Consider the following 24,978-nt stretch of genomic DNA (forward strand, 5'->3'; position numbering starts at 1 on the left):
TTTGACCGAGCATTCAAGAGCCCTGTTTATCCACGGCGCTAAGGTTCAATCTTTACAATGTCCCCAATGCCTTGTACGTATGCGAGTGCATAGGCCATCTCTCCAGAGGTTTGCGCATGCAAAAACATCAATGGTTGTCCGCGTGTTATCTCGTCACCTAAGCGCACCTGCAATTGAATCCCTGCGGCTGGACTCTCAGGCGCACCGGCCAATTTGGCTAAACGAGAAAGCTTACGGTTGTCGATGTGTACTGCTCGGCCTGAAGTGGTTGCCAAAAGCGGTTCGACATAGAGAGCTTGGGGCGGCTCACGAAATCCCCCCTGAGCCGCGCAGATTCTCTGAAATTTTTCCCACGCGCGGCCACTGCTGATCGTCTCATGAGCCAACCGAAGTCCCTCCCCTTCTTTGGCGACGCCGCCAAGCTCAAGCACCGCGCCCGCCACCAACGCCACGCGGTCACATAGGTCTTGCGGCGCATCCGCCTCGTTGCGCAATACGGCCAACACGTCGCGCGCCTCCAACGCCGGGCCGATACCTCTGCCGACAGGCTGATTCCCGTCTGTAAACAGGCAACGCAATACAAGGCCAAATGACGCGGCGACTTCCGAAAGGTGATGCGCAAGATGCTCGGCAGTTTCCCGGCTGCGGACTTTTGCGGTTGGCCCAACCGGAATATCGATCACGATGTGGGTCGCCCCTGCTGCAATCTTCTTGGATAACACCGAGGCAATCAGTTGTCCTTGCGTGTCGATATCCAGTTCACGCTCAATACGCACGAAGATGTCGTCCGCGGGGCTGAGGTGCATCGCGCCGCCCCACGCCACGCATCCACCCTCTTTCTCCACGACCTTTCTGAGCGTATCCAGGTCCAGGTCTACAGGAGCCAGCGTTTCCATGGTGTCCGCGGTGCCAGCGGGAGAGGTGATGGCGCGTGATGAGGTCTTGGGCATCACCAATCCATTGGCTGCGGCGATGGCAACCACCAACGGCGTGGTGCGATTTCCCGGTAATCCGCCCACGCAATGCTTGTCCACAACAATCGGAGCCTGCCATTGCAGGTGATCCCCGACATCGACCATCGCACGGGTGAGATGGATGGTCTCTTGCATATCCAGAGGCAGTACCGCCGTTGCGGTCAGGAAGGCCGAAAGTGCGACATCGGTATAGCGACCATCGACCACATCACGGACGATCGCCTGCAACTCCGTCGTTTGCAGTCGGTGGCCGTGAATTCGCGCACGCACGGCCGACAACGATTCGAGCAGCGGAGGATGCCGAACCTGCACAAGATCGCCCTCATGAATGTCCAGGGCATCCCAGGCGGCCTCGGACAGAGCGATCTGTCCGGTTTTGAGCAGATCGCTGTCGATTTGGTACAGTAGCGCTTGCACAGTGCGGTCGCCGGCAATGATCAGTACCTGTGACCGCGGTGCCAGCCCTTCGGCACGGCAGACATGGCAATCGGTACGCATCAAGACGACGGGTTGATGCTGGGCATGCAGTCGCATGCGCAATGCTTGCAAGGCGGGTGTCTGGGGAGTGATGCGGGCACTCACAGGGCGAACTCCTGGTTTTGCATGGGCACCGATGCGTGCCATTTGAGTTCGCGCTGGATACGTTCGCGCAGCGCCTCGGAGGCATCGGATTCACCGTGAACAATGAACACCCCTTCCGGCGCCCGGGTAAAGCCGCCCAGCCATCGCATCAGTTCATCGCTGTCGGCATGAGCCGACAACATCGGAAGCTCGGCGACCTCCGCATTGATCGGCATCCAGCGTCCATGAATCTTGACTTCGCGAGCGCCCTCAAGCAGTTTGCGTCCGCGCGTACCTGCGGCCTGAAATCCAGAGAACAGCAGCGTGTTCTGATGAATGCCGCCAAACGCTTCTATGTGATGCAACACGCGGCCACCGGTGGCCATGCCGCTGGCGGAAATAATCACCTTGGGGTAGCGATTCGCCGATAGTGCCTTGGACTCTTCAACGTCGCGCACGTATTTGACTTCCGAAAATGCGGCCTCGAAATCGTGTTGCGTGAGCTTGTGGTCGTCGGAGTGGCGGTGCAGCAGCACAGTTGCGTTGGTGGCCATCGGACTGTCCAGATAGACGGGCACGTTGCGGAGCCGACCGCGCTGTCGCAGCAGCCACAAGTCGTAGATCAACGACTGCGCTCGTCCCACGGCAAAAGCGGGAATTACCACCGTGCCTCCGCGGCGAGTCGTGCGCTCGATGATGTCGCCCAGCGCTTCGACGGCATCGGAACGGTCATGACGACGATTGCCATAGGTGGACTCGATGATGATGTAGTCCGCTTCCGTGACTGGTTCAGGATCAGGCATGACCATGTCGTCAAAGCGTCCCAAGTCGCCGGAGAACACCAAACGCTTGCCGCCAATGTCGATCTGAGCCGTCGCCGCCCCAAGAATGTGACCGGCGCTGCGCAGCAGTAGACGGGCATTGCCCGGCAATTCAGTCTCTTGATGCAGCGGCACCGGTTTGAACTGCAGGAGCGTACGTTCTGCATCCCGAACCCGATACAGCGGAAGGGCTGGCTTGTGTTTGGAAAATCCTTTTCGATTGGCGAAATCGGCGTCCTTCTCCTGCAACCAGGCGCTGTCGAGTAGGATGAGTTCGGCGACATCTCGCGTGGCTGAGGTCGAGAAAATCTTCCCGCGGAACCCGTCCAGCACCAATCGGGGCAGATACCCACAATGATCCAGGTGCGCATGCGTTAATACGACCGCATCGATGTCCTTGGGCTCAACTGCCAGGCGCTGCCAGTTAAGTTCGCGCAGGTTTTTCAATCCCTGGAACAGTCCGCAGTCGATCAAGATGCGGGTATTGCCATGGGTGATAAGGTGTTTGGAGCCGGTGACGGTGCCGGCACCGCCCAGGCTGGTCAATGAGAGCATGTATTTGTCTCCCCTCTTGTTTGTGGGTTGTGAAATCAGGAACCGGCGCGGTCGCCGCGGACCGCGTCAGAACCACTTGAAATTCGCTCGTCGGTCGCGGCCGCAGCAACCTGCGAACTGTTCCGGCCGGTCACTTGCGCAGCGGCATAGATGGCGTCCACCCAGGTGCAGCGGTTGGCGATCAACATTCCAGCCACATCGAGCGTGCCGCCGCGGTTGATGTAGCCCAAAGCCCGCGTCTTCGAGGTGCCGCTGTCAATGCGGCGCAGCACACCCAGCATCGGCTCTGGGCGGGTATGGCTTATTAACACGCGAGGCAAGTGAGGCGGGAAGAGTGCTTGCAGGGCTTCGTCACCGACCACGAAGGTGGCCTCAAGGTCATCTCGCGGAATGCGCAGGCGGCCGGGTTCGATCACTACAGTGACGCACGACGCAAGTCCATGGCGCTCCAGGCGGGCGTGGGCTTTGAACGCTTCCTCCAACTGGTAGGCGCCAATCACCACGAACTGCAGTTGTGCTGTAGCCGGATCGCCGGCTACATGGGCTGCTCCGTGCTCAACCAGCGATTGAGCGGCGGCGGCGTTGAAGTGATTCGGCGTGTCGCGCTTGGAGACCACCACACAGGCCACTTGGCCCCGGCTGGCGTAGACCGCTCGCAGCGCGGCGGACGCCGTGTTGGCATCCACCGGGAACAACACGCGTGCGGTGTCCGACATCTCCCCCAGCAATGCTTCGCCAATGGTCGGGTCCTGGTGTGACTGCTCGTTCTTGCTGTTCTCCCAGGTGTGGGATGTGACGATCAGCGGGACGGAGATCCAGCCTGGCGGCTGGCCCAGCTCCTTCTGCCGACGCGCGAAGATGATCTCCTGGCGCATCAATCCAAGCATCTTGACCGCGAATGCCTCGTAGCTGACGATCAGGTTCAGCCCCCCTTTGTTGGCGAGGGCGGCGGCCGCAACGGCTTCTTCATTGAGTGCTGTGACCACCGAGCCATCCGTCGATTCCGGGACGCCGGGTTCGGGCACGTTGACGCGGTGCTTGAGCAGCGCTAGCGTGGTCCCCATCTTGTTGCTGGCCAGTTCATCGGGATTGCCGATCCGGATGCGCAACTGTGGATTTGCCTGCACTAGCTCCACGAACCAACGGTCCAGTGCGGACATGGCGCTGCCCGATACCTCAGTTGGCGCCCAGGCCGGCATCGGCAGATGAGGGCTCGCTGGATGGCGTAGGGCCATGGGGTGCTCGCTTTCGCGCGAGCGCTGGCTCTGGCCGTGATTCGCAAGGACGGTGAGCGCGTTTTCCAGTTCGCTCTCGGGCACGAACAGCGCCGCAGCCCCTGCGTTGAAGGCCTCGCGTGCCTGCGCATCCTCGCGCGGATTGCCGTTCAGCGGCAGGTTGTGGGCGGCATTGGTCGCCGCGCCCGGGAAGCCAAAACCTTTCTCCGTCTCGGCGATCACGTAGGGCAGCTTGACCGGATAGCGCCGATCCGAGCGTGCGGCGAAGGCGCTCAGCGTGTCTTCGGCTTCAACAATGGCCCATGCGATCGCCATCGGATCACGTCCATCAACGATGACGGGATCGAAGCCGTTGTGGCGCAGATCTTCGGCCAGCCAGGTAGCGCCACCTTCCTGCACGATCTGGGTGCGCTGCTCGATGCGCCGTCCGTTGAGAATCATGACCGGGATGGCGAAGCCGCAGTCCTCGGCGCGCCACCAGCGCGGCGCCCAGTCCGAGCCACGTTGTTCCTCGAAAGCGCCATCACTGAGGAATGCCACCAGGCTTTCTCCCGGCAACGGCGTGTGCACATACTGCAGCCCGGCGAACCCCAGATAGCCGCCTTCGGAGATCGCGCCGGCCGTGTTCGGCCCGGCATGGCTACCCAGCGGTACCGCGGGCCGACCCTGCTTATCGATGGCATAGGAGTAGAAGTCCGCGATCAGGAGCGACAGGCCCGCCTCGCTGCGGTCGTAGCGTCCACGCTGGGCGGCGGATACATCGCCGGTCAGTGCGTTCACCGCCTCGATCGCGGCCACGCAGTGCCCCTGCCCCATGAGCCAGCCGCGTGTCGTCCCGGTCAGCGCGTTGGCCAACAGATAACCCACGAAGGCTGGCACCATGTTGAGCGAGCCGCCGGTGTGGCCTTCGGGCGTTTGTTTGAAATCATCGGAGCCCAGTGGGCAGCCGCTTCGGTCGATGCGCCGGGCATAGGTCATATGCGCCACTACGCTCATGGCCGTGCAGGCCACCCGGTCGGCTGCAGCCAGCAGCGCATGGGCCGAGGCTTCGTCTGCTATACGCCTTTGCGCGACCAGACGTTGCACTAGGGCCTGCATACGTTCGATGGTTTCAGACCTGTGCGCGATGGGCCCGTAACCAGCACGCCAATCGGTTGCGAGGTTAGCTTGAGAGGACATTTCAGGTCTCCTTGAAAATAGTTGGATCGATAAAAAGATCAGCCTCGCGGATCGGTTTTCCCGCTAGAGAGAGCGTCGGCAATCAGCGAAGCGAGACCAATCCGGTTGCTCGGATGCGGTACTGCGTCGGTGGACGTAATTCGGGCAAACAACGGTGTCAATTGGGCCCAGGCATCCTCGGCGAACAGGGCATGCACCACTACGCACTCCGGCTTGCGCATTCCTTGCTCGGCGAGCTTGCGCGCCGCGACGGCGAGCGTGCGGCCTGATGATGCGATGTCGTCCACAAGCACCGGCGTTCTGCCGCGCCAGATCGACAGGTCGGGAACATCGATGTCCACGCTGCGATCGCCATGGCGTGTCTTGCGAAGCACAGCGTGCGGTACGCCGATGCGGGACGCGATGGCGCCGGCCCACTGCTCGCTTTCCTCGTCGGGGCCCACGATCAAAGGTTCTTCGACATGATTCGCGATCCAGTCGGCCAGCAGTGGTGCGGCATGCAAGGTGATGGTGGGGATCGTGTAGACCGCTGATAGTGTCGGATAGCGGTGCAGATGCGGATCCACCGTGAGCAGCTTGTCGAAGGTCGATGAGACCAGACGTGCGAAGGACCGCGACGTCACGCTTTCTCCGTCATGGAATCGCTTGTCCTGGCGCATGTAGGCCAGATACGGTGCGATCAGGTTCACCTCTTGCGCGCCAAGTTCGCGCGCCGCGTCAGCGGCAAAAGCCAGAAGCAGGAACTGCGGATCAGGATGGGCCAGCGTGCAAATCACATCCACGATCCGATCGGCAGGTTCGCCATGCAACCGGACATAGCTCTCGCCATCGGGGAATCGGCGCGTTTCGATGCGGCCGGCTTCGCTGCCGCATGCCTGCGCGATGCCGCGGGCCAGATCTTCATTGCCGGGTAGGGCCAGGGTGAGTCGTTGCATCCATTTATCTCCTTATTTGTTGTCCTTGGTCTCTTATCGAGCGCGGGTGCCTTATCGTTCAGCTCGCTGTGTTCACCTTGCCAACTGGCTAATGACGACGGCATTGGCAGTACTGCGTCGACGTGGTAGCTCCACAAGCAACCAGGCTCTTGTCATGAACAGCAACAGAGTGGCTTGCATGGCGTTCAAGGAATCGATCTGCATCAGAATCGCCGTCCTACGGTGATCGTTCCGTAGACCGGGATTTCCTTTTGTCCACGAAATTCGCGGGTGCGGTGGTAGCGGGCTATCGCGATGCGCCAGTTGCCCTGAGTCATCGCGATGCCATAGCCCACATCGGCCACGAATGGCCGTTTATCAACACTATGACTGGACTTGAACGTATTGCCGTCCAACGTGATGTCGTGCAAAACCCAGCGACCGTCGAGTGCCACGAACAGGTGCCCGTTCCAGTTGCTGCCAGCGGTCTTACGCACGGGCGAGGTGTTTTCTCCAGCCGGGCGCAGCGGTGCGGTGCCTAAGTCGTCCGGCAGGCGTAGGCCATAGCGCAGTTCTCCGCCGACATTCGCGTAGGTGGCGAAATTGCCCAAGCTGCCGCCCCAGTGGCGGGTCAGATCCCAACCCCAACCGCTGACGTTTTCTTGCCTGATGACTCGTGTTCGGCGTTCGTGGAGCAACTGCAGCACGGGTTCGTCGCGCAGTTGATGTCTCCAGCCATTGAATCTGTCCACTCCGACGGTGTCATGCCACCAGTTCTGGACTTGCCTGGCCTGGGAGGAGGGCCCCACCACCCCCACGCGGAGTTGCGAAGTGCGCAGCGTATCGCCCCGCCTCGCGTTATAGCCAAGGCTCAACATCAAGGCGCCCGCGAAAGGACGATCATCCTTGATGAGATCGCTGCGCGTTTTGTCGTTCGGGGTGTACATCATCTGCCCGAAGCCGATGGTCATGTTCTGTTCGTCGAAGCCTTGGGGTTGGAGCATCGTGAGAAAGCGATTCAGCCCACGGACGAGACGCGGTAGACAAGGGTCATCGCTATAGTCCACGAGGTTGGGGGAAACCCAACTGGCGAGAAACCCGTTGGAGTACCCTTGGTCTTGTCCAATGCCGCCGAACATGTCGTTGTCGATCCGCAGATTGAGCGTTCCCGTTGAGCGCAGCGGGTTGTCCTGGTGGCAGGACTGGGCCTGTGCGGAGGCGCTCAGCAATAGCAGCAGCAAGGGGGCTGCGACTTTCAGCCTCCATTCAGTTTGGTCGGTGGACTGAACCTTCGTCACGCTGGCGTGCCACCCTGCCCAGGGGTTGCAGTCGCAATGACCGATTGGGGCTGGCGCACCAGCATCACCGGAACTGGTGCGATGCGAGCGAGCTGCTCTGCATCGCTTCCCATCAGCAGCCTGTCCACGCCCCGGCGTCCGTGAGTACCCAACACCACCAACTCGCATTGAGTGGTCAGTGCCTGCTGAGCGATGAGCACCGAGACGCGCTCGCCCTTGCTTTCCAGAAGGACGGTCTCAACCGCCAGGCCTTCCTGCCTCAGCCGCAGCGCCGCCTCGTCCAGCAGCTTCTGCCCGGCCGCCAGGAAGCCCGGCCTCACTTCTTCAATATAGATCCTCGGCCTCTCGAAGCCGTTGCTGTGCTTCATCTCCTCGATGACGTGCAGCAAGACGATGGTTGCGCCATTCAGGCGTGCCAGCACCGCAGCGTGGTGGAGCGCCAAATCGGCAGTAGGACTTCCGTCGAGCGGAACCAGGATTCTTGAGTACATGAATGTCTCCAGTTATCAGAGTAGAACGGGATGACGAACAGATATTGCGTATACCGTGTCGCAATAGCGGACGCGGGATACGCTTATTCAGTTGCGTACATATTCCCCTGGGGCGTCGCAAACAGTGGGGTATCCACTGGATTCAGCACCTATGAGCGGAGGCGCAACAACATCACCGGAACGCTCTCGCAGCCACGCCGACCATGCGGGCCACCAGGAATCCGGATGCGTCTGCATCGTCGCTTGCCACTCATCCGGCGCCATGTATCCATCACCGGCCGCGCGGGTATGGATTTGATATTGGCGGTTACCTCGGCCGGGCTCGCTCACGATGCCGCCGTTGTGTCCTCCAGTGGTCAGCACGAAAGTCAGCTCGGCCGAAGACAGGAGATGCAGCTTGTAAACCGAGCGCCAAGGCGCAATATGATCCGAGGCAGTGCCGACGCAAAACACCGGTACAGCGATGTCTCCCACTGAAACGGGGCGACCCGTGACGGGATAACGCCCCGCGCTGAGATCGTTATTCAGGTAAAGGCGTCGGAGATACTGCGAATGCATCTTCGCGGGGAGGCGAGTCCCATCGGCATTCCAAGCCATCAGGTCGGTCATTGCCCGGCGATCGCCCAATAGGTATTCGTCAATCATGCGAGACCATATGAGATCGTAGGAACGCAGTAGCTGAAAAGCTCCGCTCATCTGGTCGGAGGTCAAATAACCGGTTTGAGCCATGCTGGCTTCCAACAGCGCCACTTGACTCTCGTTGATGAAAAGACTCAGCTCGCCCGGTTCGCTGAAGTCCGTCTGTGCGGCAAGCAGGCTTACCGACACCAGCCGCGTATCGCCATCACGCGCCATGGCTGAAGCACCAATGGCCAGTAGCGTTCCGCCCAGGCAATAACCAGCCGCGTGGACTCCATGCCCGGGGACGACGGAAGTCACAGCGTCCAGCGCTGCATGCAGGCCGAACTCCAGGTACTCATCCATGCCCAAATCTCGATCCTCAGCATCCGGATTTCTCCAGGAGATGCAAAAAACCGTATGCCCTTGCGCAACCAGATACCGTATCAGCGAGTTATGCGGTGACAGATCCAGTACGTAGTACTTCATGATCCAGGCAGGAATGATCAGGATCGGTTCGGGATGGACTTTCTCGGTAGTGGGCGTGTACTGAATCAGTTCGATCAGTCGATTTCTCAGAACGACTTTTCCTTCCGTGACCGCTACGTCGCGCCCAACGACGAAGTTCTCCGTTCCCGCGGGAGGCTGGCCGGATAGTTGCCGACGCAAGTCGTCGAGAAAGTTGGACGTCCCCCGCGCTAGATTGGCGCCTTGCTCTGCGATGGTTCTTTTCAGGACAACGGGGTTGAAAACCGCAGCGTTGGCGGGCGAAAGCATTTCCAGCCACTGTTTGGCGCCAAACGCCAGCAGGCGTTGGTGTTTCGGATCCACTCCCCACACCCCCTGCGTGGCCTGCTCCCACCATTTGGTCTGATTGACGAATGAACTGCGGAAAAGGTCGTAGGGCCATTGATCCCATGCAGGATCGTTGAAGCGGCGGTCATTGACAGGTGACCGGTCAGGAGCGGTGGCTCCCCGGTCCGGGTTGGCCGGATTCTTCTTCAATACGGCCATCCATTGCTCGGACAGGGAGGCTGCAAACGCCAAAAGCTCGGCTTGCTTGCCAGGACTGTTTGCTAAATGGCTCGCCCAGTCCACCCACGCGAGCAACGATGTCTCCGGCGAAATAGACGACCAAGCCTGTGCCCAAGCGACATGGGCATCCCCATCCAACTTCGGATTGATGGCTGAGTCGATATTGCCGTTCTTTTTATTCGTCAAAGCGTATTACCTCTATTTCTGCACAAGTAGAAAGAGCCCCTTGCTTGAAAACGGGAGTCGATTGCGATTTCCTGGGCGACGACGCCTCGCCAGCGCGTCAGCGATGTATCCATCTGCCAGCTCGCTCCGCTGTTTCGCTTCGCCTAACCGGCCATCAGGCTGATTACCAGTGCGTTCGCAATATCGATGACGAACCCACATACCAAGGGCACCACAATGAACGCCTCGCGTGCCGCACCATGCTCCCGAGTCACCGCCGTCATGTTGGCGATGGCAGTGGCGGTAGATCCCAGCGCAATACCGCCGAAACCCGCGCACACCACGGCGGCTTGGTAATCCTTGCCCATTGCCCGAAAAACAATCAGCAAAACGAATGCGATGACCAAGGCAATCTGCACCAGCATCGCCGCCGTGATGAAGGCGAGCACGGGCTGCAGTTCCCAGAGCCTGAGTCCCATCAGCGCCATGGTCAGAAACAGGCCCAATGACATGTCGGAAACCAGGGCGATGCCTGGCTGCATGCTCGGCCAGTTCCATAAACGTCCGCGCCCACTTGGCCTCATCCAGTCGGCCGCCATGCGCAGGAGAATTCCGGCCAGCAGGCAGCCCACAAAGGCGGGCAGCGTGACGGCGGTACGCGCGACCAAGGCATTGATTCCGTATCCCAACATCAAGGCGAAGTTGAGCCAGAGCAATGCCAGCAGCAGGCCGTAGTAGTCCAGGCGGGCATGCTGCTCATCCCTGTGCAGCGTGCCAATTTCCAGGGCGCTGTCCCCAGAGGCTTGAAGCCGATGCCTACGCATGAGCAAGCTTGCGACTGGGCCCCCGATGGTGCAGGCCGCGATCAGGCCGATCATGTTCGCTGCCAATCCCAGTTCCTGCGCTTGCGCAATGCCGAGGTTGTGAACGAAGTGATCGGACCAGGCCAAGGTGGTGCCCACGCCTCCTGTCAGGGAAATCGATCCCACCATCAGCCCGGTGCGCGGATCCAGGCCGAAGGCGCGTGCCATCTCCATCCCGGCCAGGTTCTGCAGCACCATGAACCCGATGGCCAACCCCGACAGGATCAGCAAGGGCCGTCCACCATGGCGCAGCGTGCGGGCGTCGGTACCCAGGCCAATGGCCGCAAAGAAGTACAGCAGCAGCGCGTCACGCGCTTCGAGATCGAAACTGATGACGATCCCCGCACCGTAGTACAGGGCGAAGACAACCAGGGCGCAGGCCAAGCCGCCCACCAGGGATTCCGGGATGCTGTATCGACGCAAGATGCCCCAACGCGCAACCAAGCCCTTGCCCACGAACAACAGCAGGATGGCGAGCGTGAATCCATGGAAGGCATCGATCGTCATCGCGCCTTCTCCCTGTCCAGGCAGGACAGCGCATGGCTGGCGGCTATCCACTCTTCGTTGGTGGGCTCGACCGCCACGGTGACCTGACTGTGATCGCTGGAAATCGTCGCCGCGTGGCTGGCGTTGGCATCGGTATCCAAGGCAATGCCCAAAAAGCCCAGCGCCGCACAGATGCGCTCGCGAATGAACGCATTGTGTTCACCGACACCCGCCGTGAACACCAGCATGTCCAGGCCACCCAGCACGGCGACCAAGGCCCCGATCTCGCGTACGATGCGGCGCACGTAAAGGGCCAGTGCCAAGCGCGCTCGCTCCCCCGTTTCGCCTGCATCGTTCTCGTGTCCGACAATGACGCGCGGCTCGGCCGAGATTCCCGAAACGCCGAGCAGGCCGGACTCGTGATAGAGGACGCGCCCCACTTGCTCCAGTGAGAGCTTCTCGATTTCCATCAGGTAGAGCACCGCACCCGGATCGAGCGCGCCGGTGCGGGTGCCCATCATCAGGCCGTCAAGCGCGGAGAAGCCCATGGTGGTGGCCGCGCTTTTGAGTCCACGCATGGCGCACAGACTGGCGCCACTGCCCAGATGGGCAACGACGGTGCGACCGCGCGCGGCGTCGCCATGGCGTTCGGGCAAGGCCACTGCCATGTACTCATACGACAGGCCGTGAAACCCGTACCGACGCAGACCGCGCTCCCATGCGGCATAGGGCAACGGCAGGACCTTCTCGACCTGGGGCAAAGTGTGGTGGAAGGCCGTGTCGAAGCAGGCCATCTGTGGCAGATCGGGCTGCTCCCGCAGCAGGATCTCCACGGCTTCGAGCGCGAATGGCTGGTGCAGCGGGGCCAGAGGAATGTAGCCCTTGAGGTCGGCCAGGACATTCGCGTCCACGCGCACGGGCATGAAGTATTTACTGCCGCCGTGGACGATACGATGGGCGACCGCACCGATCCGGCGGCCGTCGAGCCGCTGGCTGACACGATCGCGGATGAGGCGCAGTGCGGCGCGATACGGATGTGCCGTTTCCAGTTCGATCGGGAACGGCGCAACCCCCGTCTCTCCGAAATCCGGGTTGGCGCCACCGATTCCCTGCACCTTGCCATTCCACAATGCCTGGCGCGGCAGTGGCGCGGCCGAGGAATCGAACACCGCGAACTTGATACTGGATGAGCCGCAGTTCAGCACAAGGATCAGTCTGTGTTCGTGGCGCCTAGAGCGGGCCATGGTGACGTCCATCAGGTCGTCCTCTCTGCGCGCCGTCCGTGCGACCTCGCCAAGGTGTGCGCGGTTGTCTGCGGTCTCATCGTCTTCAGACTTAGCGCGCTGTGTAGCCGCCATCGGCGATGAGCTGGGTGCCAGCAAGGAAGCTGCTTCCTTCCGATAGCAAAAACGCCACGGCATGGGCGATTTCGTCCGGTGTACCCAGGCGACCGATCGGATGCAGGCCAACGGCCTCTTGGAGGGCCGATTCATCCAGGAAATCCAGGATGGGCGTACGTACGTAACCGGGATGGATCGAATTGATCCGGATTCCCTTGGGGGCATAGGCCAGCGCTGCCGACCGGGTCAGCCCGGTAACAGCATGCTTGGCTGCGACGTACGCGGGGTTCGCTGCGTCGCCCACCACTCCGAGGATGGAGGAGACGTTGACGATGGCGCCGCCTCCAGAGCGCAGGATGGCGGGAATCTGATGGCGCAGGCCATAGAACACGCCGTTCAGGTTGACATCGATCACCCGGCTCCAGGCGGCAGGGTCCAGTTCCCCCACAGGACTCTGGTCGCCACTGATACCGGCGTTATTGACGGCAAAATGAAGGTCGCCAAACGCATCGACCGCGCAGGCCACGGCAGCCTGGACCTCATCGATGCGTGCCACGTCGGCCACATTGGCCACGGCGTGGCCGCCCTCGGCGTTGATGAGACTGGTGACGCGCTGCGCATTGTCGGCGCTGACGTCCGAGACCACGACATTCAGACCGTTGCTCGCAAGAAGCCGGGCGATGCTCTCGCCAATGCCGGATCCTGCACCGGTGACCAGGGCTACGCGGCCAGAGAATGAATACTGCATGGTGTTTTCTCCAAAGGGGTGGTTAAGTTGCTAACAAGTCCGCTCAAGGGGGCGACAGCCGATAGTGATGGGCCAGCATCAGTGCAATCGCGCATGAGGCGATGCGCGTATCGCGCGAGTCGGCACGGCTGGTCAGAATGACCGGCACCTTGGCTCCAAGGACGATCCCGGCGCTGGCTGCTCCGCCCAGGAAGATCAACTGCTTGGCAAGCATGTTGCCGCTCTCCAGGTCAGGCACGGCGAGGATGTCAGCCTGCCCGGCAACCTCGGAGACGATCCCCTTGGTACGCGCAGCGGCGATGGAGACCGCGTTGTCGAAGGCGAGCGGCCCGTCGAGCAGGCCGCCAGTGATCTGGCCGCGATCAGCCATCTTGCACAGCGCCGCCGCGTCCAGCGTGGCCGTCATCGTCGGGCTCACCGTCTCGACCGCGGCCAGGATCGCGACCTTGGGTTCGCGCACGCCGATTACCTGCGCCAGCTCGATGGCGTTGCGGATGATGTCCGCCTTCTGTTCCAGAGTCGGGGCGATATTGATCGCCGCATCGGTGACGATGAACGGGCGCGGATAGGCCGGTGTCTGTAGCAAAAAGCAATGGCTGACCCGACGCTTGGTGCGCAACCCTGCCGCAGTCGAAACCAGCGCGGACATCAGCTCGTCGGTATGCAGGCTCCCTTTCATCAGGGCTTCGACTTCACCTGTGGCCGCCAGGGCGACGGCTTGCTGCGCGGCGGCGTGGCTGTGGGGTGCGTCCACAATGGCGACGTCGGCCAGATCCAGCCCGGCCTCCGCGGCGACTGCCTCCAGCCGCGCCTGTGGCCCGACCAGCACCGGTTCGATCAGTCCCGCATGGCGTGCTTCGAGCGCAGCGGACAGGCTGGGAGAATCGCAGGGGTGGACGACAGCCACACGAATCGGTTGCAAGTGCGCGACATGCGCCAGCAGGCTTTGCAGGCCTGTGCGGCCCTGCGCATTCGGGTGGATTTCCGGCAACACGGTGCGCGTTCGTTCCAAGCGTTCGGTGGGCGCCACGACCTCTACCTGGCCTTGGAAAACCGCTACCCCCTCCTGGTTGGTGCAGGTGCAGGCCAGCGTGACATGGTGGTTGGCCGTGTCCTTGCTGGTCACCTGCATCCGCACGGTCAGCCTGTCGCCGGGTCGAACGGCCCCGAGGAAGCACAGATTCTGGTTGACATAGCGGGTTCCAGGCCCCGGCAGGCGTGTGCTCAGCACAGCCGAGATCAGGGCGTTTGCACAAATGGCCTCCGTGGTGCCCCGAGCGCTTGAGGACACAGCAGGTTCTGGATCCACATCGCCCGATTGCAGCGCGAACATGTGGATGTCTTGCGACGAAAACGCGCGTTCGAGGCTGGCGCTGTCGCCGATGGCGATCTCGTCGAAGGTTCGGTTGCGCAGGACATGCCATGCATCGGCAGTGGCATCGACCGGTTTGGGCGAAGTCGTCATTTGCTTTTTCCTCGCCGTGTTTGTCTTATCTGCGGCGCGACGGGTGTCTTGGATACCGTTGTCTTTTGAGGCGCCTTCGGCTTTGGCGAGGCAGTCTTTGGTCTCGTGTCCGCCACCGTAGAGCGTGGGTCATTGGCAGAGGGCATAGCGGGCGCCGAAGCCGCCTGCACCTGACGGATCGCCTGCTCGAACAGGGTAGACACCTGCTTCAACCTGGCTTGCTCTGGTGCGGACAGCGCATCGCCGCTACCGATCACTTGCGTGATCATCCCCGCGACCTGTCGGATGTCATCTGGCGCTATGTTGCTCAGCAGCCCGGGAATGGCGGACATCACGGCGTCCTCGTCGAACCTCATGAGCAAAGCCTGGCGACGCACGAGGTGGCGGAAGGCCTGCATGTCGAAGTCGTCGCCCAGTTGGGGGCGCACCAGCTCTTCTGCGTGGCGAAAATGCCGCGCGTCGGCCTCGCCACGCGCGGCCAGGACGAAGAACAGTGCCCGGATGGCTGCTTCCACCAGCCCACCGCTGTGAACGTCTCCTTCGAGGTGGGTCAATTCTTGCACCAGATACTGGCGGTGCTCGGGCGTCTCGCTGGGATGGGCCCGCGGCGGTGCCTCATCGTGCAGGCTCTGCCCTGTCATGGCCTGCACCAGCGGCAGGCTGTACAGCGTGTCAAAGGCTTGCGCATAGGTCCGGTCGCGGCAATCGCGGAATTGATCCAGCATCTGTTCGACGGCGGTGGAAAACTGTGTCTGCAGTTGCAGGAAAGGATTGGCCTCGGTGACGGGTTGGCGGTGCGCGCGCACATGATGCGCAGCCTTCTGCACGGCGGCTGCCAGCGGCTGGCGGTCGGACCACAGTTCGTAGCCGATGCGCAGGGGATGCAGGGGCTCCAGCGACCGTGCGCCCTCGGTCGTGACCCAGGCGCGTACCCACGGCTGCACGAAGCTGCGGTAGCAGGCCAAGTTGATCTCGGAGATCCGCGCAGCGGCGGCAAAACGGCGATCGCTCTCGGGATCGGGGCGAACGATCTCACGGATTTCATCGATGTTGCTGCGGCGAATCCGGGTCAGGTAGGCGTCACTGGCTGGTTCGCCTTCCTGGGCGTCGTCGTGATGCTCGTCGATCTGCATGTGGTGGATGCCGGCTGGCAGCACGTCGATGATGTCGATGTTGGCTGCGAACTCCCGGTGCTCTTTGCGCCCGACGCTCCCGGAGACGAAGATGCCCAGATGCCCGATGCTGTCATGGGTGGCGTAGACGATGGTCTGGTCATGTCCCACCACATCCAGGTCGTTGCGGTACAGGTCGGTGATCCAGCCCAGGGCCTGGGGCGGTGGAGTGATGTTGTCCCCATAGGAGCAGAACACCACGATCGGCGAGCGAATATTGCGCAGGTCAATGCGCACGCCATCGGATGTCATCAGTTGGGCGGTGCTCAGCTTGTTGCCGATGAACAGGTTATCGACGATGTACTGCATCTCCACGTCGTTCAGGAAGACGTGGCCGCCCCAGTACTTCTCGAACTGCAGGTGGCGCGGGCCTTCCGTGTCGACCTTGGCGTACAGGTTGTACTGTTTGGTCCAAAGCGTATTGGCCGGGTCCAGGTTTTCGAAGTTCTGAACCAGCCAGGCACCATCGAACCGACCAGCTCCTAGGTCGCTGGTCAATGCCGTCAACCAGCTACCGCCGGTCAGACCGCCCGCGTAGCGCATCGGCATGTCGCCCGCCCAGTACGACAGCGGCGCACCGGCCACGATGATCGGTCCGAACAGTTCGGGCCAGACGGCGGCTGCCATCAGGATCTGCCAGCCTGCCTGGCAATTGCCGATGACCGCAGGCTTGCCGCGGCTGTCGGGGTGCAGCTCGCCGACCTTGCGCACGAAGGCCGCTTCGGCGCGCATGACGTCTTCGACGGTCTGGCCGGGAACGGGATCGGGCAGAAAGCCTACGAAGTAGCAGGGATGGCCAGCCTTGAGGGCCGCGCCGACCTCGCTATCGGGTTTGAAGCCGCCGATGCCTGGGCCGTGGCCCGCTCGTGGATCGACCACCACGAACGGTCGCTTGTGGGGATCGCTCGGCGTGTCGGCTGGCGGCAGGATACGTACGAGGCCATAGTTGACCGGCTGCGGAAGGTCCAGCCCGGACATGATGACCTCAGAGGCGAAGTCGAGTACGTTCGGCGTCTGCTCCTGCAAATGCTCCTGGTACTGGTTGCCGCGTTGGCGGCGAACGTCGGCATACAGAATGGACCGCTGCCAGGCATCCACTGCATACTCGTTTGCCATCGCCGATAGTCGCAACGGGTCCCACAGCAACTGCCCCCAATCGGCCGCTGGTGATGTCGTGGTGTCTCGATTCATGGCGATGGGCACTCCTTCTATGATGAAACTGAAAAATTGAATGAAAAGGGGCCGCAGGCACATCGTCTTGCCGGCCCTTCCTCACTCAGTACATGTGCTGGCCACCATTCATCGACACGTTGCTGCCGGTCATGAACCCCGCAGACTCACTGGCGATGAATGCAACCAGTGCGGCGATTTCCCGAGGTTGTCCCAGGCGGCCCACGGGGATACCGGCAACCACCTGCTGGACCACGTCTTCGGGCATGCTCGTCACCATCTTCGTATCCAGATACCCCGGCGAGACGGTGTTGACCGTCACGCCCTTGCGCGCCACCTCCTGCGCGAGGGCTTTGGTGAAGCCGTGCATGCCGGCTTTTGCGGCGGAATAGTTGGTCTGGCCGAACTGCCCTTTCGAGCCGTTGATGGAAGAGATGTTGATGATCCTGCCCCAGCCTCTTTCGAGCATGCCGTCGATGAATGGCCGGGTTACGTTGAAAACGGAGTCGAGATTGACTCGCAGGACGGCATCCCAATCGGCGTAGCTCAGCTTGCGGAACGTGGCATCACGCGTGATGCCGGCGTTATTGACCAGGATGTCGACGCGGTGACCGTCTGCCTGGATGCGGTCGGCCAGCTCCAGGCAGGAGCCATGGTCGGCGACATCCGCGCCGTAGGCGGCGAAGGTGTAACCTTCGCCGGCCTGGGTTTTCAGCCACGCGCCAATGCTGGCATTGCCCGGCGAATGGACGATGAGCACGGTATGGCCCGCATCGTGCAAGGCCCGGGCGATGGCTTCGCCCAGGCCGCCGCTGCCGCCGGTGACCAGTGCAGTGCGTTGCTCAGCCGGCATTGCGACCACCTGTCTTGGCTGGTGCGTCCTTGTCCTGTGCCTTGGCCCACACCGCTCCCCATTGCTTGAAAATATCCTGGAACGGCAATATCGCATCTGCCTGGCCTACGGCCTGCGTGACCGATTTCTGCCAGTCCTGAATGGCTTGCTGCAGGCCTTGAGTGAAGGTGGTCTGATTCTTGATGGCGACTTGCGTTAGTGCCTGCGCGCCACCCATCTGGTGCTGAAACTGACGCCAGAAGGCTTGTGCGGGCAGCGTGGCCAGTTCCTGCCAATTCTGGGCCTTGAGCAGGCTTTCGATTTCGGCGCCGGACTCGGCAATGCTCTCGCTGCCCGCGCGCGTGGCGTTCTCCAGCCATTGCTGGCCGTTTTCCTGCATCAGGCGCTGCAGGCGCAGTTGCAGTTCCACGTTCGCCTTGAACAGGTTCAGGGGGATAGTTTCGTTGCTCATGGTCAAGCTCCTTACTGGTTGAAATGCCCAAGTGGGCGGTGAACCGATCAGGCCATCTGGCCGATGGTTTTGCGAAAACGCGCCAACGACAGGGAAAACAGCACCGTGCCGATCAAGGCCAGCGCCAGAAAGGGCTGCCACACCGTCTCCAGCCCCGCACCCCGGTAGAGAATGGCCTGGCTCAATTCCACGAAATGGGTGGTGGGCGCGATCAGCATGATGTTCTGCACGATCTCGGGCATGCTTTCGCGCGGCGTGGTGCCACCCGAGAGCATCTGCAGCGGCATGATGGTGAGCATCATCAACATGCCAAACTGCGGCATGTTGCGCGCCAGCGTGGCGATGAAGATGCCCATCGACGTAGTGGCGAACAGACTGAGCGCTGCACCGGCGAAGAACAGCGCGATGGAGCCCTCGATGGGCACGCCCAGGACGCCGCGCACCATGAGGGTGAGCGACAGGAAGGAGGCGATCAGCACGACCAGGGCCATCGACCAGACCTTGGAGAGCATGATCTGGGCGGGAGTCACGGGCATCACCAGCAGGTGTTCGATGGTGCCGTGCTCGCGCTCGCGGATCAGTGCTGCGCCGGTCAGGATGATGGACAGCAGCGTGATGTGGTTGATGATCTGCACCACCGAGCCGAACCAAGCCTTGTCGAGGGCGGGGTTGAAGCGTGCGCGCAAGGCCAGATCCACAGGTGGCACGGTGGCGCCGCGATAACGTTTGACGAACTCGTTGACTTCACCGGTGAAGATCTGCTGGATATAGCCACTGCCGGTGAAGGCCTGGCTCATGCGGGTGGCGTCGACATTGAGCTGCACGGCAGGCGATCGCCCCGCCAGCACGTCGCGCTGGAAGTTGGGCGGAATGACCAGAGCGAAGGTGTACAGCCCCGCGTCCATGCCCGGGTCCACGTCCCCATAGTCGATCATGGCCGGTGGCGTGAACTGCGGGGGGTAGAAGGCCGAGGCAACCCGCTGGGACAGCGCCGAATTATCCTCGTCGACGATGGCGATGGGCGCGTTGTGCAGCGTCTCCGGCATGGACGTGGCCTTGGTGTAGACCGACGCGGTGAACACGTAGACGATGAGCACAAGCATCATCGGATCACGCCAAAGGCTCCACAGCTCCTTGACACCAAGGTCGTAGATGTTGGCCAGGTTTCTTCTGCGCATCTCAACGCTCCTGCTTCTTGAGTAGCAAAACGGCCGCGCCGAGAATCACCGGAACCGACAAAAGCATCGACCACAGCGGCCCCGTCAGGTCGGCCAGGCCGAGTGATTTGTTGAACACGCCACGGCTGATGGAGATCATGTGCGTGGCGGGGTAGATCTCGCCGATGAACTTGCTGGAGCCTTCAAGCGAGGACACGGGATCGATCAGGCCGGCGAACTGGGTGGCCGGAATCAGGGTGCCGATCATGGCGAAGAACATGGCCGCGATCTGGCTGCGCGTGACGGCCGAGGCGAGCAGCCCCATGCCTGTCGCGGCGAAGGAGAAGATCAGCGCGGCCAGCGACAGGGTGAAGAAGCTGCCCTTGACCGGCACACCGAAGATGGTCACTGCGAGCAGGCTCATCAGCAGGAAGTTCACCATGGCCAGGCCGACATAGGGCAACTGCTTGCCAAGCAGGAACTCGATGCGCGTGACCGGCGTCACGTAGAGATTGGTGATCGATCCCGTCTCTTTCTCGCGCACCACCGCCAGCGCAGTCAGCATGGCCGGCAGCATGAGCAGCAGCAGAGGGATCACCGCCGGCACCATGGCTGGCAGACTCTTGACATCGGGGTTGTAGCGAAAGCGCGTCTCGACGCTCGCATTGCCTGCTGCGCTGGCGCCGCCGCGCTCGCTGGCCTGTACCAGCAGCCAGTGCTGGTGCATGCCCTGAACGTAGCCCTGCACGGTTTCGGCGCGCTGCGGCATGGCGCCGTCGAGCCACGCACCGATCTGCACGTTCTGGCCCCGCAACACATCGCGGGCAAAGCCAGCGGGGATTTCGATGGCCAATGACAGTTCGCCGCTGCGCATGCGCCGGTCGAGATCCTCGTAATCGACGATAGGCGGGTGCTCTGTGAAGTAGCGCGAGCCGGCCAGGTTCAGCGTGTAGCTTTGGCTGAGCGTGGTTTGGTCGCGATCGAGCACCGCATAGCTCAGGTCCTCGACGTCCAAGGTGATGCCGAAGCCGATCGCGAACATCAGGAGCAGCGAACCGCCCAGCGCCAGGGTGGCGCGCACCGGATCGCGCTGCAGTTCCAGTGCTTCGCGCCACAGATAGCTGAGCATGCGGCGCAGGCTGAAGCCTTCAGCGTTGTGCCCGATGTGCTCAGTGTGTGTCGCTGGCGTCTGAATCGCCGTATTGGCGGCCTCGGTGGGGCCGGCGGGAGCGACCGTGCCGCCCTCCGCCTCGATGAGGTAGCCGATGAAGGCCTCTTCGAGGGTTTTAGCGCCGCGCTTCTCGACCAGCTTGGCGGGCACGTCGCTGTCGAGCACCTTGCCCGCATGCATCATTGACATGCGGTCGCAGCGTTCGGCCTCGTTCATGAAGTGGGTGGAAATGAAGACCGTCACCCGGTCGCGACGTGACAGCTCGATGAGCAGCCGCCAGAATGCATCGCGCGCTACTGGATCGACCCCGGAGGTCGGCTCGTCCAGAATCAACAGTTCGGGCTTGTGCACCATGGCGACTGCCAGCGACAGGCGCTGGCGTATGCCCAGAGGCAGGCTGGCCGGCAAGCTGTCGATGACGTCCACCAGGCCGAAGCGCTCCACCATCTCTTCGACGCGGCCCGGAATGTCCTTCGGGGGCACGCTGAAGAGCTTGGCGTGCAACTCCAGGTTCTGGCGTACCGTGATTTCGCTGTAGAGCGAGAATGCCTGCGACATGTAGCCGACGCGGCGGCGGGTGTCCAGATCATGCGGGTTCACTTCATGGCCGAACAGCCAGGCCCGACCCTCGCTCGCCGGCAACAGGCCGGTAAGCATCTTCATCGTCGTGGACTTGCCGCAGCCGTTGGAGCCGAGGAAGCCGAAGATTTCACCGCGCCGGATGCGGAAGGACACGCTGTCGACGGCGACGAAGTCGCCAAAGCGCATGGTCAGCCCCTCGGCTTCGATGGCGATATCGTCCGCGCCGTCCTCAGGCAGAGGCGGAATGACAACCGCTTGGTGTCCGCGCTTTTTCTCTTCCGGGAGCAGGCGGATGAATGCCTCTTCCAGGTTCGGGCTGTTTGTTGTCTCCAGCAATTCCTTCGGCGTACCGGTGGCGAGGACCTTGCCGTCGTCGATGGCGGCGAGCCAGTCGAAGCGCTGTGCCTCATCCATGTAGGCGGTAGCCACGATCACGCTCATGCCGGGGCGGTCGGCGCGGATGCGTTCGATCAGATCCCAGAACTGTGCGCGCGCCAGCGGATCCACGCCGGTCGTCGGTTCATCGAGAATCAGGAAATCCGGGTCGTGAATCAGCGCGCAGCACAAGCCCAGCTTCTGCTTCATGCCCCCGGAGAGCTTGCCTGCCGGACGTGCTAGGAATTTGAACAGGCCCGTGGCCTGGGTCAGCTCATCGATGCGCTGGCGGCGCTCGGGCGCGTCATGGCCGAACAGCCGCGCGAAGAATTGCAGATTCTCCTCGACCGAGAGCGTCGGATACAGGTTCTTGCCCAACCCCTGCGGCATGTAGGCGATGCGCGGGCACACCAGCTTGCGGTGGGCCTTGCTGGCCATGTCGCCACCGAGCACCTCGACCGTGCCTTCCTGGATGATGCGCACACCGGCCAGCAACGAGAGCAGGCTGGACTTACCCACGCCGTCGGGGCCGATCAGACCGACCATCCGTCCAGCGGGGATGTCCAGGTCAATGCCATCCAAGGCAATGACGTCGCGGTAGCGCAGTCTTACCTGGCGGACACTTGCAACGGTCGCGAGCTGCGCGCTGTGGCTCATACCTTACTCCGGCACACGAACGGAGAGGTTCTGAGGCCACTCGGCCTTGGCGTCGAGCTTGACCCAGGCTACGCCGGGCAGACCGGTCTTGACCTGGTTCAGGTGCTTACGCAGCAGCTCCTGCGAGATCTGTGCGCGCACGCGAAACATCAGCTTTTGTCGCTCACTGGCGGTTTCCACCGTCTTGGGGGTGAACTGCGCTGCGCTGGCGACGAAGGAAACGGTGGCTGGAATCACATACTCGGGCGCGGCATCCAGAATGATGCGAACCTCCGAACCCAGCGCAACGCGGCCGGCCACGGTTTCGGGCAGGAAGAAGGTGATGTACACGTCCGACAGATCAAGGAGGTTCAAGACACGTCCGCCCGCTCCAAGCACCTCGCCGGGTTGCGCGACACGCACCTGAACCCGTCCGTCGCGCGGAGACCGCAGTTCGCTGTCGCGGATGTCGGCTTCGATGCGGCTGATACTGGCCGTAGCGGCGGACACGCTGGACTGCGCGCCGACAAGCTGCGCCCTGGCGGCTTCGACCGCGGCGCGGGCAGCGGCGGCCTGTGCCTTGCTGGCCGCGAGGGTCGCCTGGGCGCCCCGTACGCGCGCCCGGTCATCGTCCAGTTCCTGGATCGAGGCGGCTCCCTCACTCGACAGCGTGCTGGAGCGTGTCAGGCGCCGTTGCGCGGCGTCCAGTTCCGACTCGCGCTGACCAACCAGAGCCAAGGCGGCAGTCACGTCGGCTTCACGCAGCGCCACCTGTGCCTGCGCCGCGGTCACCGAATGCTCAGCCTGCTGACGCATGGCCAGGGCCTCGTCGCGCTGCGCTTCCAGCGTTTCCAGCCGCATCTTGGCCAGTGGCTGGCCGGCTGTGACGAAATCGCCTTCACGCACCAGGATGTCTTCGATGCGGCCGGGAAGTTTGGTGGCCACGTCGATCTCGGTGGCTTCGATGCGGCCATTGCCGTTGACGAATCCTTCGCCCGGGCCGCTGTCGGTAAACCTCGTCCAGCTCCACCAGGCCAGCGCGGCAACAACCGCTGCAGCGAAAGCGACCAGGAGTTTTTTCTTGAGAGAGGGGGAGACAGTCATGGGTTCGGCGTGCCTTAACGGGTTGATGGGGTGGAAGCGGGAGTCGAGGCCGCACCCTGTGCCTCGCCGGCTGCGGCGAGGGTGCCGCCGCCGAGCGCGGCATACAGCGCCACCTGGCTGGACAGCAGCGCGCGGCGCGCCTGTACCAGTTGTTGCTGGGCTCCCAGCAGATCGCGTTGGGCATCCAGCACTTCCAAGAAGGCGGCCGAGCCGTTGTCGTAGCGCAACTTGGCCAGGCGTGCGCGTTCGCTTTGCGCTTCCAGGTTGGCTCTCTGGATCGTCAACTGCTCAGCCAGCCAGTGCTTTGCGCTCAGCGCATCGGCCACCTCGCGGAAGGCCGTTTGAATGGTTTTTTCGTATCCGGCGACGGCGATGTCGCGGCGCACTTCGCTCAGCTCCAGATTGGCGCGGCGGCGCCCGCCATCGAAGATGGGCAGCGACAGGGTGGGCATGAAGGTCCAGGCACGACTGCCGGAATCGAACAAGCCATTCAAGTCGGAGCTGGCCGTGCCGAAGCTGCCGGTCAGCGCAATGCGCGGCAAAAACGCCGCGCGGGCCGCGCCGATGTGGGCATTGCTGGCACGCAATTGGTGTTCGGCGGAAATGATGTCCGGGCGACTGACCAGCAGCTCCGAAGGCAGACCGGCCCGCAGCTCAGCCAGAACCGTCGTTTCATCGAAGGGTGCCTTGGCGGGCAGCGGGCCGGGATCAGCGCCTACCAGCAGTGCCAGGGCGTGCAGTTGCGTGGTGCGAGCCTGCTCAAGCTGCGTCAGCAGCGCCTGAGCTTGGTTCAGCAGGGTCTGGACCTGTGTGAGATCCAGCTTCGAGGTCGAGCCGACTTCGACGCGGCGCCGGAAAATGCGATAGGACTCCTCGCGGGTGGTCACGGTTTGCCGTGCGATCGCCACGCGTTCGTCGATCTCGCGCAGGCCAAGATAGCCGTCTGCCACCTGGGCGATCAGCGCCAAATGGACGGCCTGGCGAGCCGCGTCGGAAGCCAGCCAAGTTTGCAGGGCGGCGTCTTCCAGGTTGCGGATCCGACCCCACAGATCCAGTTCCCAGGTGGTCAAACCCACCTCGGCCCGGTACTCGCCGCCCACCTGCGATCGGCCCGACATGTTCAGGTCGCCAGGGACCCGCGCGCGTCCACCTTGGGCGCCCACGCCCATGGCAGGAAAACGATCCGAGCGCTGAATGCGGAATGTGGCGCTGGCTTCCTCGACGCGCAGCGCGGCCACGCGCAGGTCGCGGTTGTTTTCCAGCGCAGTCTCGATGAGGCGTTGCAGCAGGGGGTCGGTGAAGTACGCCTGCCAGGCAAGCTCTCCCGCGTGGGCGCCGTCGGTGCCTGATCCAAGATGCGCGGGCCAGGCTTCGGGCACGGGCAATGGCGGGGTGTCTGGCGCCGGAGCGAGCGACATGCAGCCGGTCAAGACGACGGCGCTCAGGGCCAACGAGGCAGCGCGCAATCTGAACGCAGGAAACAACGGGGAAGTTGGGAGCATGGTCACGTTCCGTACAGGTATCGGGCTGAAGAGGGTCTGGTCGCAGAGGAGGGAATG

At 62.5% G+C, this 24,978-nt stretch carries 18 protein-coding genes; all 18 read right to left on the bottom strand.

The genetic code is table 11. The features are described 5' to 3' along the window. Positions 1 to 38 precede the first annotated feature (38 nt). The gene (locus tag C513_RS0109005; protein ID WP_020307800.1) at positions 39 to 1,556 is read right to left on the bottom strand and encodes a thymidine phosphorylase family protein; all 1,518 of its coding nucleotides are present in this window, start codon (positions 1,554 to 1,556) and stop codon (positions 39 to 41) included. After that, entirely contained in the window at positions 1,553 to 2,911 is a 1,359-nt protein-coding gene (locus tag C513_RS0109010) for an MBL fold metallo-hydrolase RNA specificity domain-containing protein (RefSeq protein WP_026320714.1), read from the bottom strand. Before C513_RS0109010 ends, C513_RS0109005 begins: the two co-directional genes overlap by 4 nt. 35 nt (positions 2,912 to 2,946) lie before the next feature. Then, positions 2,947 to 5,325, bottom strand: a complete 2,379-nt coding sequence (locus tag C513_RS0109015) for a phosphoketolase family protein (RefSeq protein ID WP_003296537.1) — start codon at positions 5,323 to 5,325, stop codon at positions 2,947 to 2,949. 38 nt (positions 5,326 to 5,363) lie between these two features. Beyond that, entirely contained in the window at positions 5,364 to 6,260 is an 897-nt protein-coding gene (locus tag C513_RS0109020) for a ribose-phosphate pyrophosphokinase (protein WP_003050021.1), read from the bottom strand. 203 nt (positions 6,261 to 6,463) lie between these two features. Continuing rightward, positions 6,464 to 7,537: a lipid A deacylase LpxR family protein gene (locus tag C513_RS0109025; RefSeq protein ID WP_018715726.1), complete on the bottom strand. Its 1,074-nt coding sequence runs from the start codon at positions 7,535 to 7,537 to the stop codon at positions 6,464 to 6,466. Continuing rightward, on the bottom strand, positions 7,534 to 8,028 hold the full coding sequence (locus C513_RS0109030) for a universal stress protein (RefSeq protein ID WP_018715727.1): 495 nt from the start codon (positions 8,026 to 8,028) through the stop codon (positions 7,534 to 7,536). Before C513_RS0109030 ends, C513_RS0109025 begins: the two co-directional genes overlap by 4 nt. Positions 8,029 to 8,115: 87 nt before the next feature. Then, on the bottom strand, positions 8,116 to 9,867 hold the full coding sequence (locus C513_RS0109035) for a PHA/PHB synthase family protein (RefSeq protein ID WP_020307805.1): 1,752 nt from the start codon (positions 9,865 to 9,867) through the stop codon (positions 8,116 to 8,118). Between the two features lie 143 nt (positions 9,868 to 10,010). Next, on the bottom strand, positions 10,011 to 11,216 hold the full coding sequence (gene gltS, locus C513_RS0109040) for a sodium/glutamate symporter (RefSeq protein ID WP_003050035.1): 1,206 nt from the start codon (positions 11,214 to 11,216) through the stop codon (positions 10,011 to 10,013). Then, the gene (locus C513_RS0109045) at positions 11,213 to 12,451 is read right to left on the bottom strand and encodes an acetate/propionate family kinase (RefSeq protein ID WP_051084431.1); all 1,239 of its coding nucleotides are present in this window, start codon (positions 12,449 to 12,451) and stop codon (positions 11,213 to 11,215) included. Before C513_RS0109045 ends, gltS begins: the two co-directional genes overlap by 4 nt. A 79-nt stretch (positions 12,452 to 12,530) precedes the next feature. Beyond that, a complete protein-coding gene (locus tag C513_RS0109050) occupies positions 12,531 to 13,283 on the bottom strand; it encodes an SDR family NAD(P)-dependent oxidoreductase (RefSeq protein ID WP_018715730.1) in 753 nt (250 codons plus the stop codon). Between the two features lie 43 nt (positions 13,284 to 13,326). Next, positions 13,327 to 14,748, bottom strand: a complete 1,422-nt coding sequence (locus tag C513_RS0109055) for a bifunctional enoyl-CoA hydratase/phosphate acetyltransferase (RefSeq protein WP_018715731.1) — start codon at positions 14,746 to 14,748, stop codon at positions 13,327 to 13,329. Next, positions 14,745 to 17,111 (bottom strand): DUF3141 domain-containing protein, encoded by a 2,367-nt coding sequence (locus tag C513_RS0109060; protein WP_026320717.1) that lies wholly within the window; start codon positions 17,109 to 17,111, stop codon positions 14,745 to 14,747. The genes C513_RS0109055 and C513_RS0109060 overlap by 4 nt, the downstream gene beginning before the upstream one ends. A gap of 85 nt (positions 17,112 to 17,196) precedes the next feature. Then, the gene (gene phbB, locus C513_RS0109065) at positions 17,197 to 17,943 is read right to left on the bottom strand and encodes an acetoacetyl-CoA reductase (RefSeq protein ID WP_018715733.1); all 747 of its coding nucleotides are present in this window, start codon (positions 17,941 to 17,943) and stop codon (positions 17,197 to 17,199) included. Further along, positions 17,933 to 18,394, bottom strand: coding sequence for a phasin family protein (locus C513_RS0109070; RefSeq protein ID WP_018715734.1), 462 nt, complete (start codon positions 18,392 to 18,394; stop codon positions 17,933 to 17,935). Before C513_RS0109070 ends, phbB begins: the two co-directional genes overlap by 11 nt. 47 nt (positions 18,395 to 18,441) lie before the next feature. Beyond that, positions 18,442 to 19,572 (bottom strand): ABC transporter permease, encoded by a 1,131-nt coding sequence (locus tag C513_RS0109075; RefSeq protein ID WP_018715735.1) that lies wholly within the window; start codon positions 19,570 to 19,572, stop codon positions 18,442 to 18,444. Position 19,573: 1 nt separating this feature from the next. After that, positions 19,574 to 22,336 (bottom strand): ribosome-associated ATPase/putative transporter RbbA, encoded by a 2,763-nt coding sequence (gene rbbA / locus C513_RS0109080; RefSeq protein WP_018715736.1) that lies wholly within the window; start codon positions 22,334 to 22,336, stop codon positions 19,574 to 19,576. Between the two features lie 3 nt (positions 22,337 to 22,339). Beyond that, positions 22,340 to 23,419, bottom strand: coding sequence for an HlyD family secretion protein (locus tag C513_RS0109085; protein WP_018715737.1), 1,080 nt, complete (start codon positions 23,417 to 23,419; stop codon positions 22,340 to 22,342). A gap of 14 nt (positions 23,420 to 23,433) precedes the next feature. Continuing rightward, positions 23,434 to 24,921, bottom strand: coding sequence for an efflux transporter outer membrane subunit (locus C513_RS0109090; RefSeq protein WP_003050056.1), 1,488 nt, complete (start codon positions 24,919 to 24,921; stop codon positions 23,434 to 23,436). Positions 24,922 to 24,978: the final 57 nt, after the last annotated feature.

Origin of the sequence: Allobrachymonas chironomi DSM 19884, assembly GCF_000374625.1 — a bacterium.
GTDB lineage: Bacteria > Pseudomonadota > Gammaproteobacteria > Burkholderiales > Burkholderiaceae_C > Brachymonas > Brachymonas chironomi.

Coding starts and splice junctions, on each gene's coding strand:
- gltS (WP_003050035.1), bottom strand. CDS start 11,216: ATGACGATCGATGCCTTCCATGGATTCACGCTCGCCATCCTGCTGTTG.
- C513_RS0109075 (WP_018715735.1), bottom strand. CDS start 19,572: ATGCGCAGAAGAAACCTGGCCAACATCTACGACCTTGGTGTCAAGGAG.
- C513_RS0109045 (WP_051084431.1), bottom strand. CDS start 12,451: ATGGACGTCACCATGGCCCGCTCTAGGCGCCACGAACACAGACTGATC.
- C513_RS0109055 (WP_018715731.1), bottom strand. CDS start 14,748: ATGACGACTTCGCCCAAACCGGTCGATGCCACTGCCGATGCATGGCAT.
- C513_RS0109070 (WP_018715734.1), bottom strand. CDS start 18,394: ATGAGCAACGAAACTATCCCCCTGAACCTGTTCAAGGCGAACGTGGAA.
- C513_RS0109050 (WP_018715730.1), bottom strand. CDS start 13,283: ATGCAGTATTCATTCTCTGGCCGCGTAGCCCTGGTCACCGGTGCAGGA.
- rbbA (WP_018715736.1), bottom strand. CDS start 22,336: ATGAGCCACAGCGCGCAGCTCGCGACCGTTGCAAGTGTCCGCCAGGTA.
- C513_RS0109015 (WP_003296537.1), bottom strand. CDS start 5,325: ATGTCCTCTCAAGCTAACCTCGCAACCGATTGGCGTGCTGGTTACGGG.
- C513_RS0109030 (WP_018715727.1), bottom strand. CDS start 8,028: ATGTACTCAAGAATCCTGGTTCCGCTCGACGGAAGTCCTACTGCCGAT.
- C513_RS0109010 (WP_026320714.1), bottom strand. CDS start 2,911: ATGCTCTCATTGACCAGCCTGGGCGGTGCCGGCACCGTCACCGGCTCC.
- phbB (WP_018715733.1), bottom strand. CDS start 17,943: ATGCCGGCTGAGCAACGCACTGCACTGGTCACCGGCGGCAGCGGCGGC.
- C513_RS0109020 (WP_003050021.1), bottom strand. CDS start 6,260: ATGCAACGACTCACCCTGGCCCTACCCGGCAATGAAGATCTGGCCCGC.
- C513_RS0109085 (WP_018715737.1), bottom strand. CDS start 23,419: ATGACTGTCTCCCCCTCTCTCAAGAAAAAACTCCTGGTCGCTTTCGCT.
- C513_RS0109060 (WP_026320717.1), bottom strand. CDS start 17,111: ATGAATCGAGACACCACGACATCACCAGCGGCCGATTGGGGGCAGTTG.
- C513_RS0109090 (WP_003050056.1), bottom strand. CDS start 24,921: ATGCTCCCAACTTCCCCGTTGTTTCCTGCGTTCAGATTGCGCGCTGCC.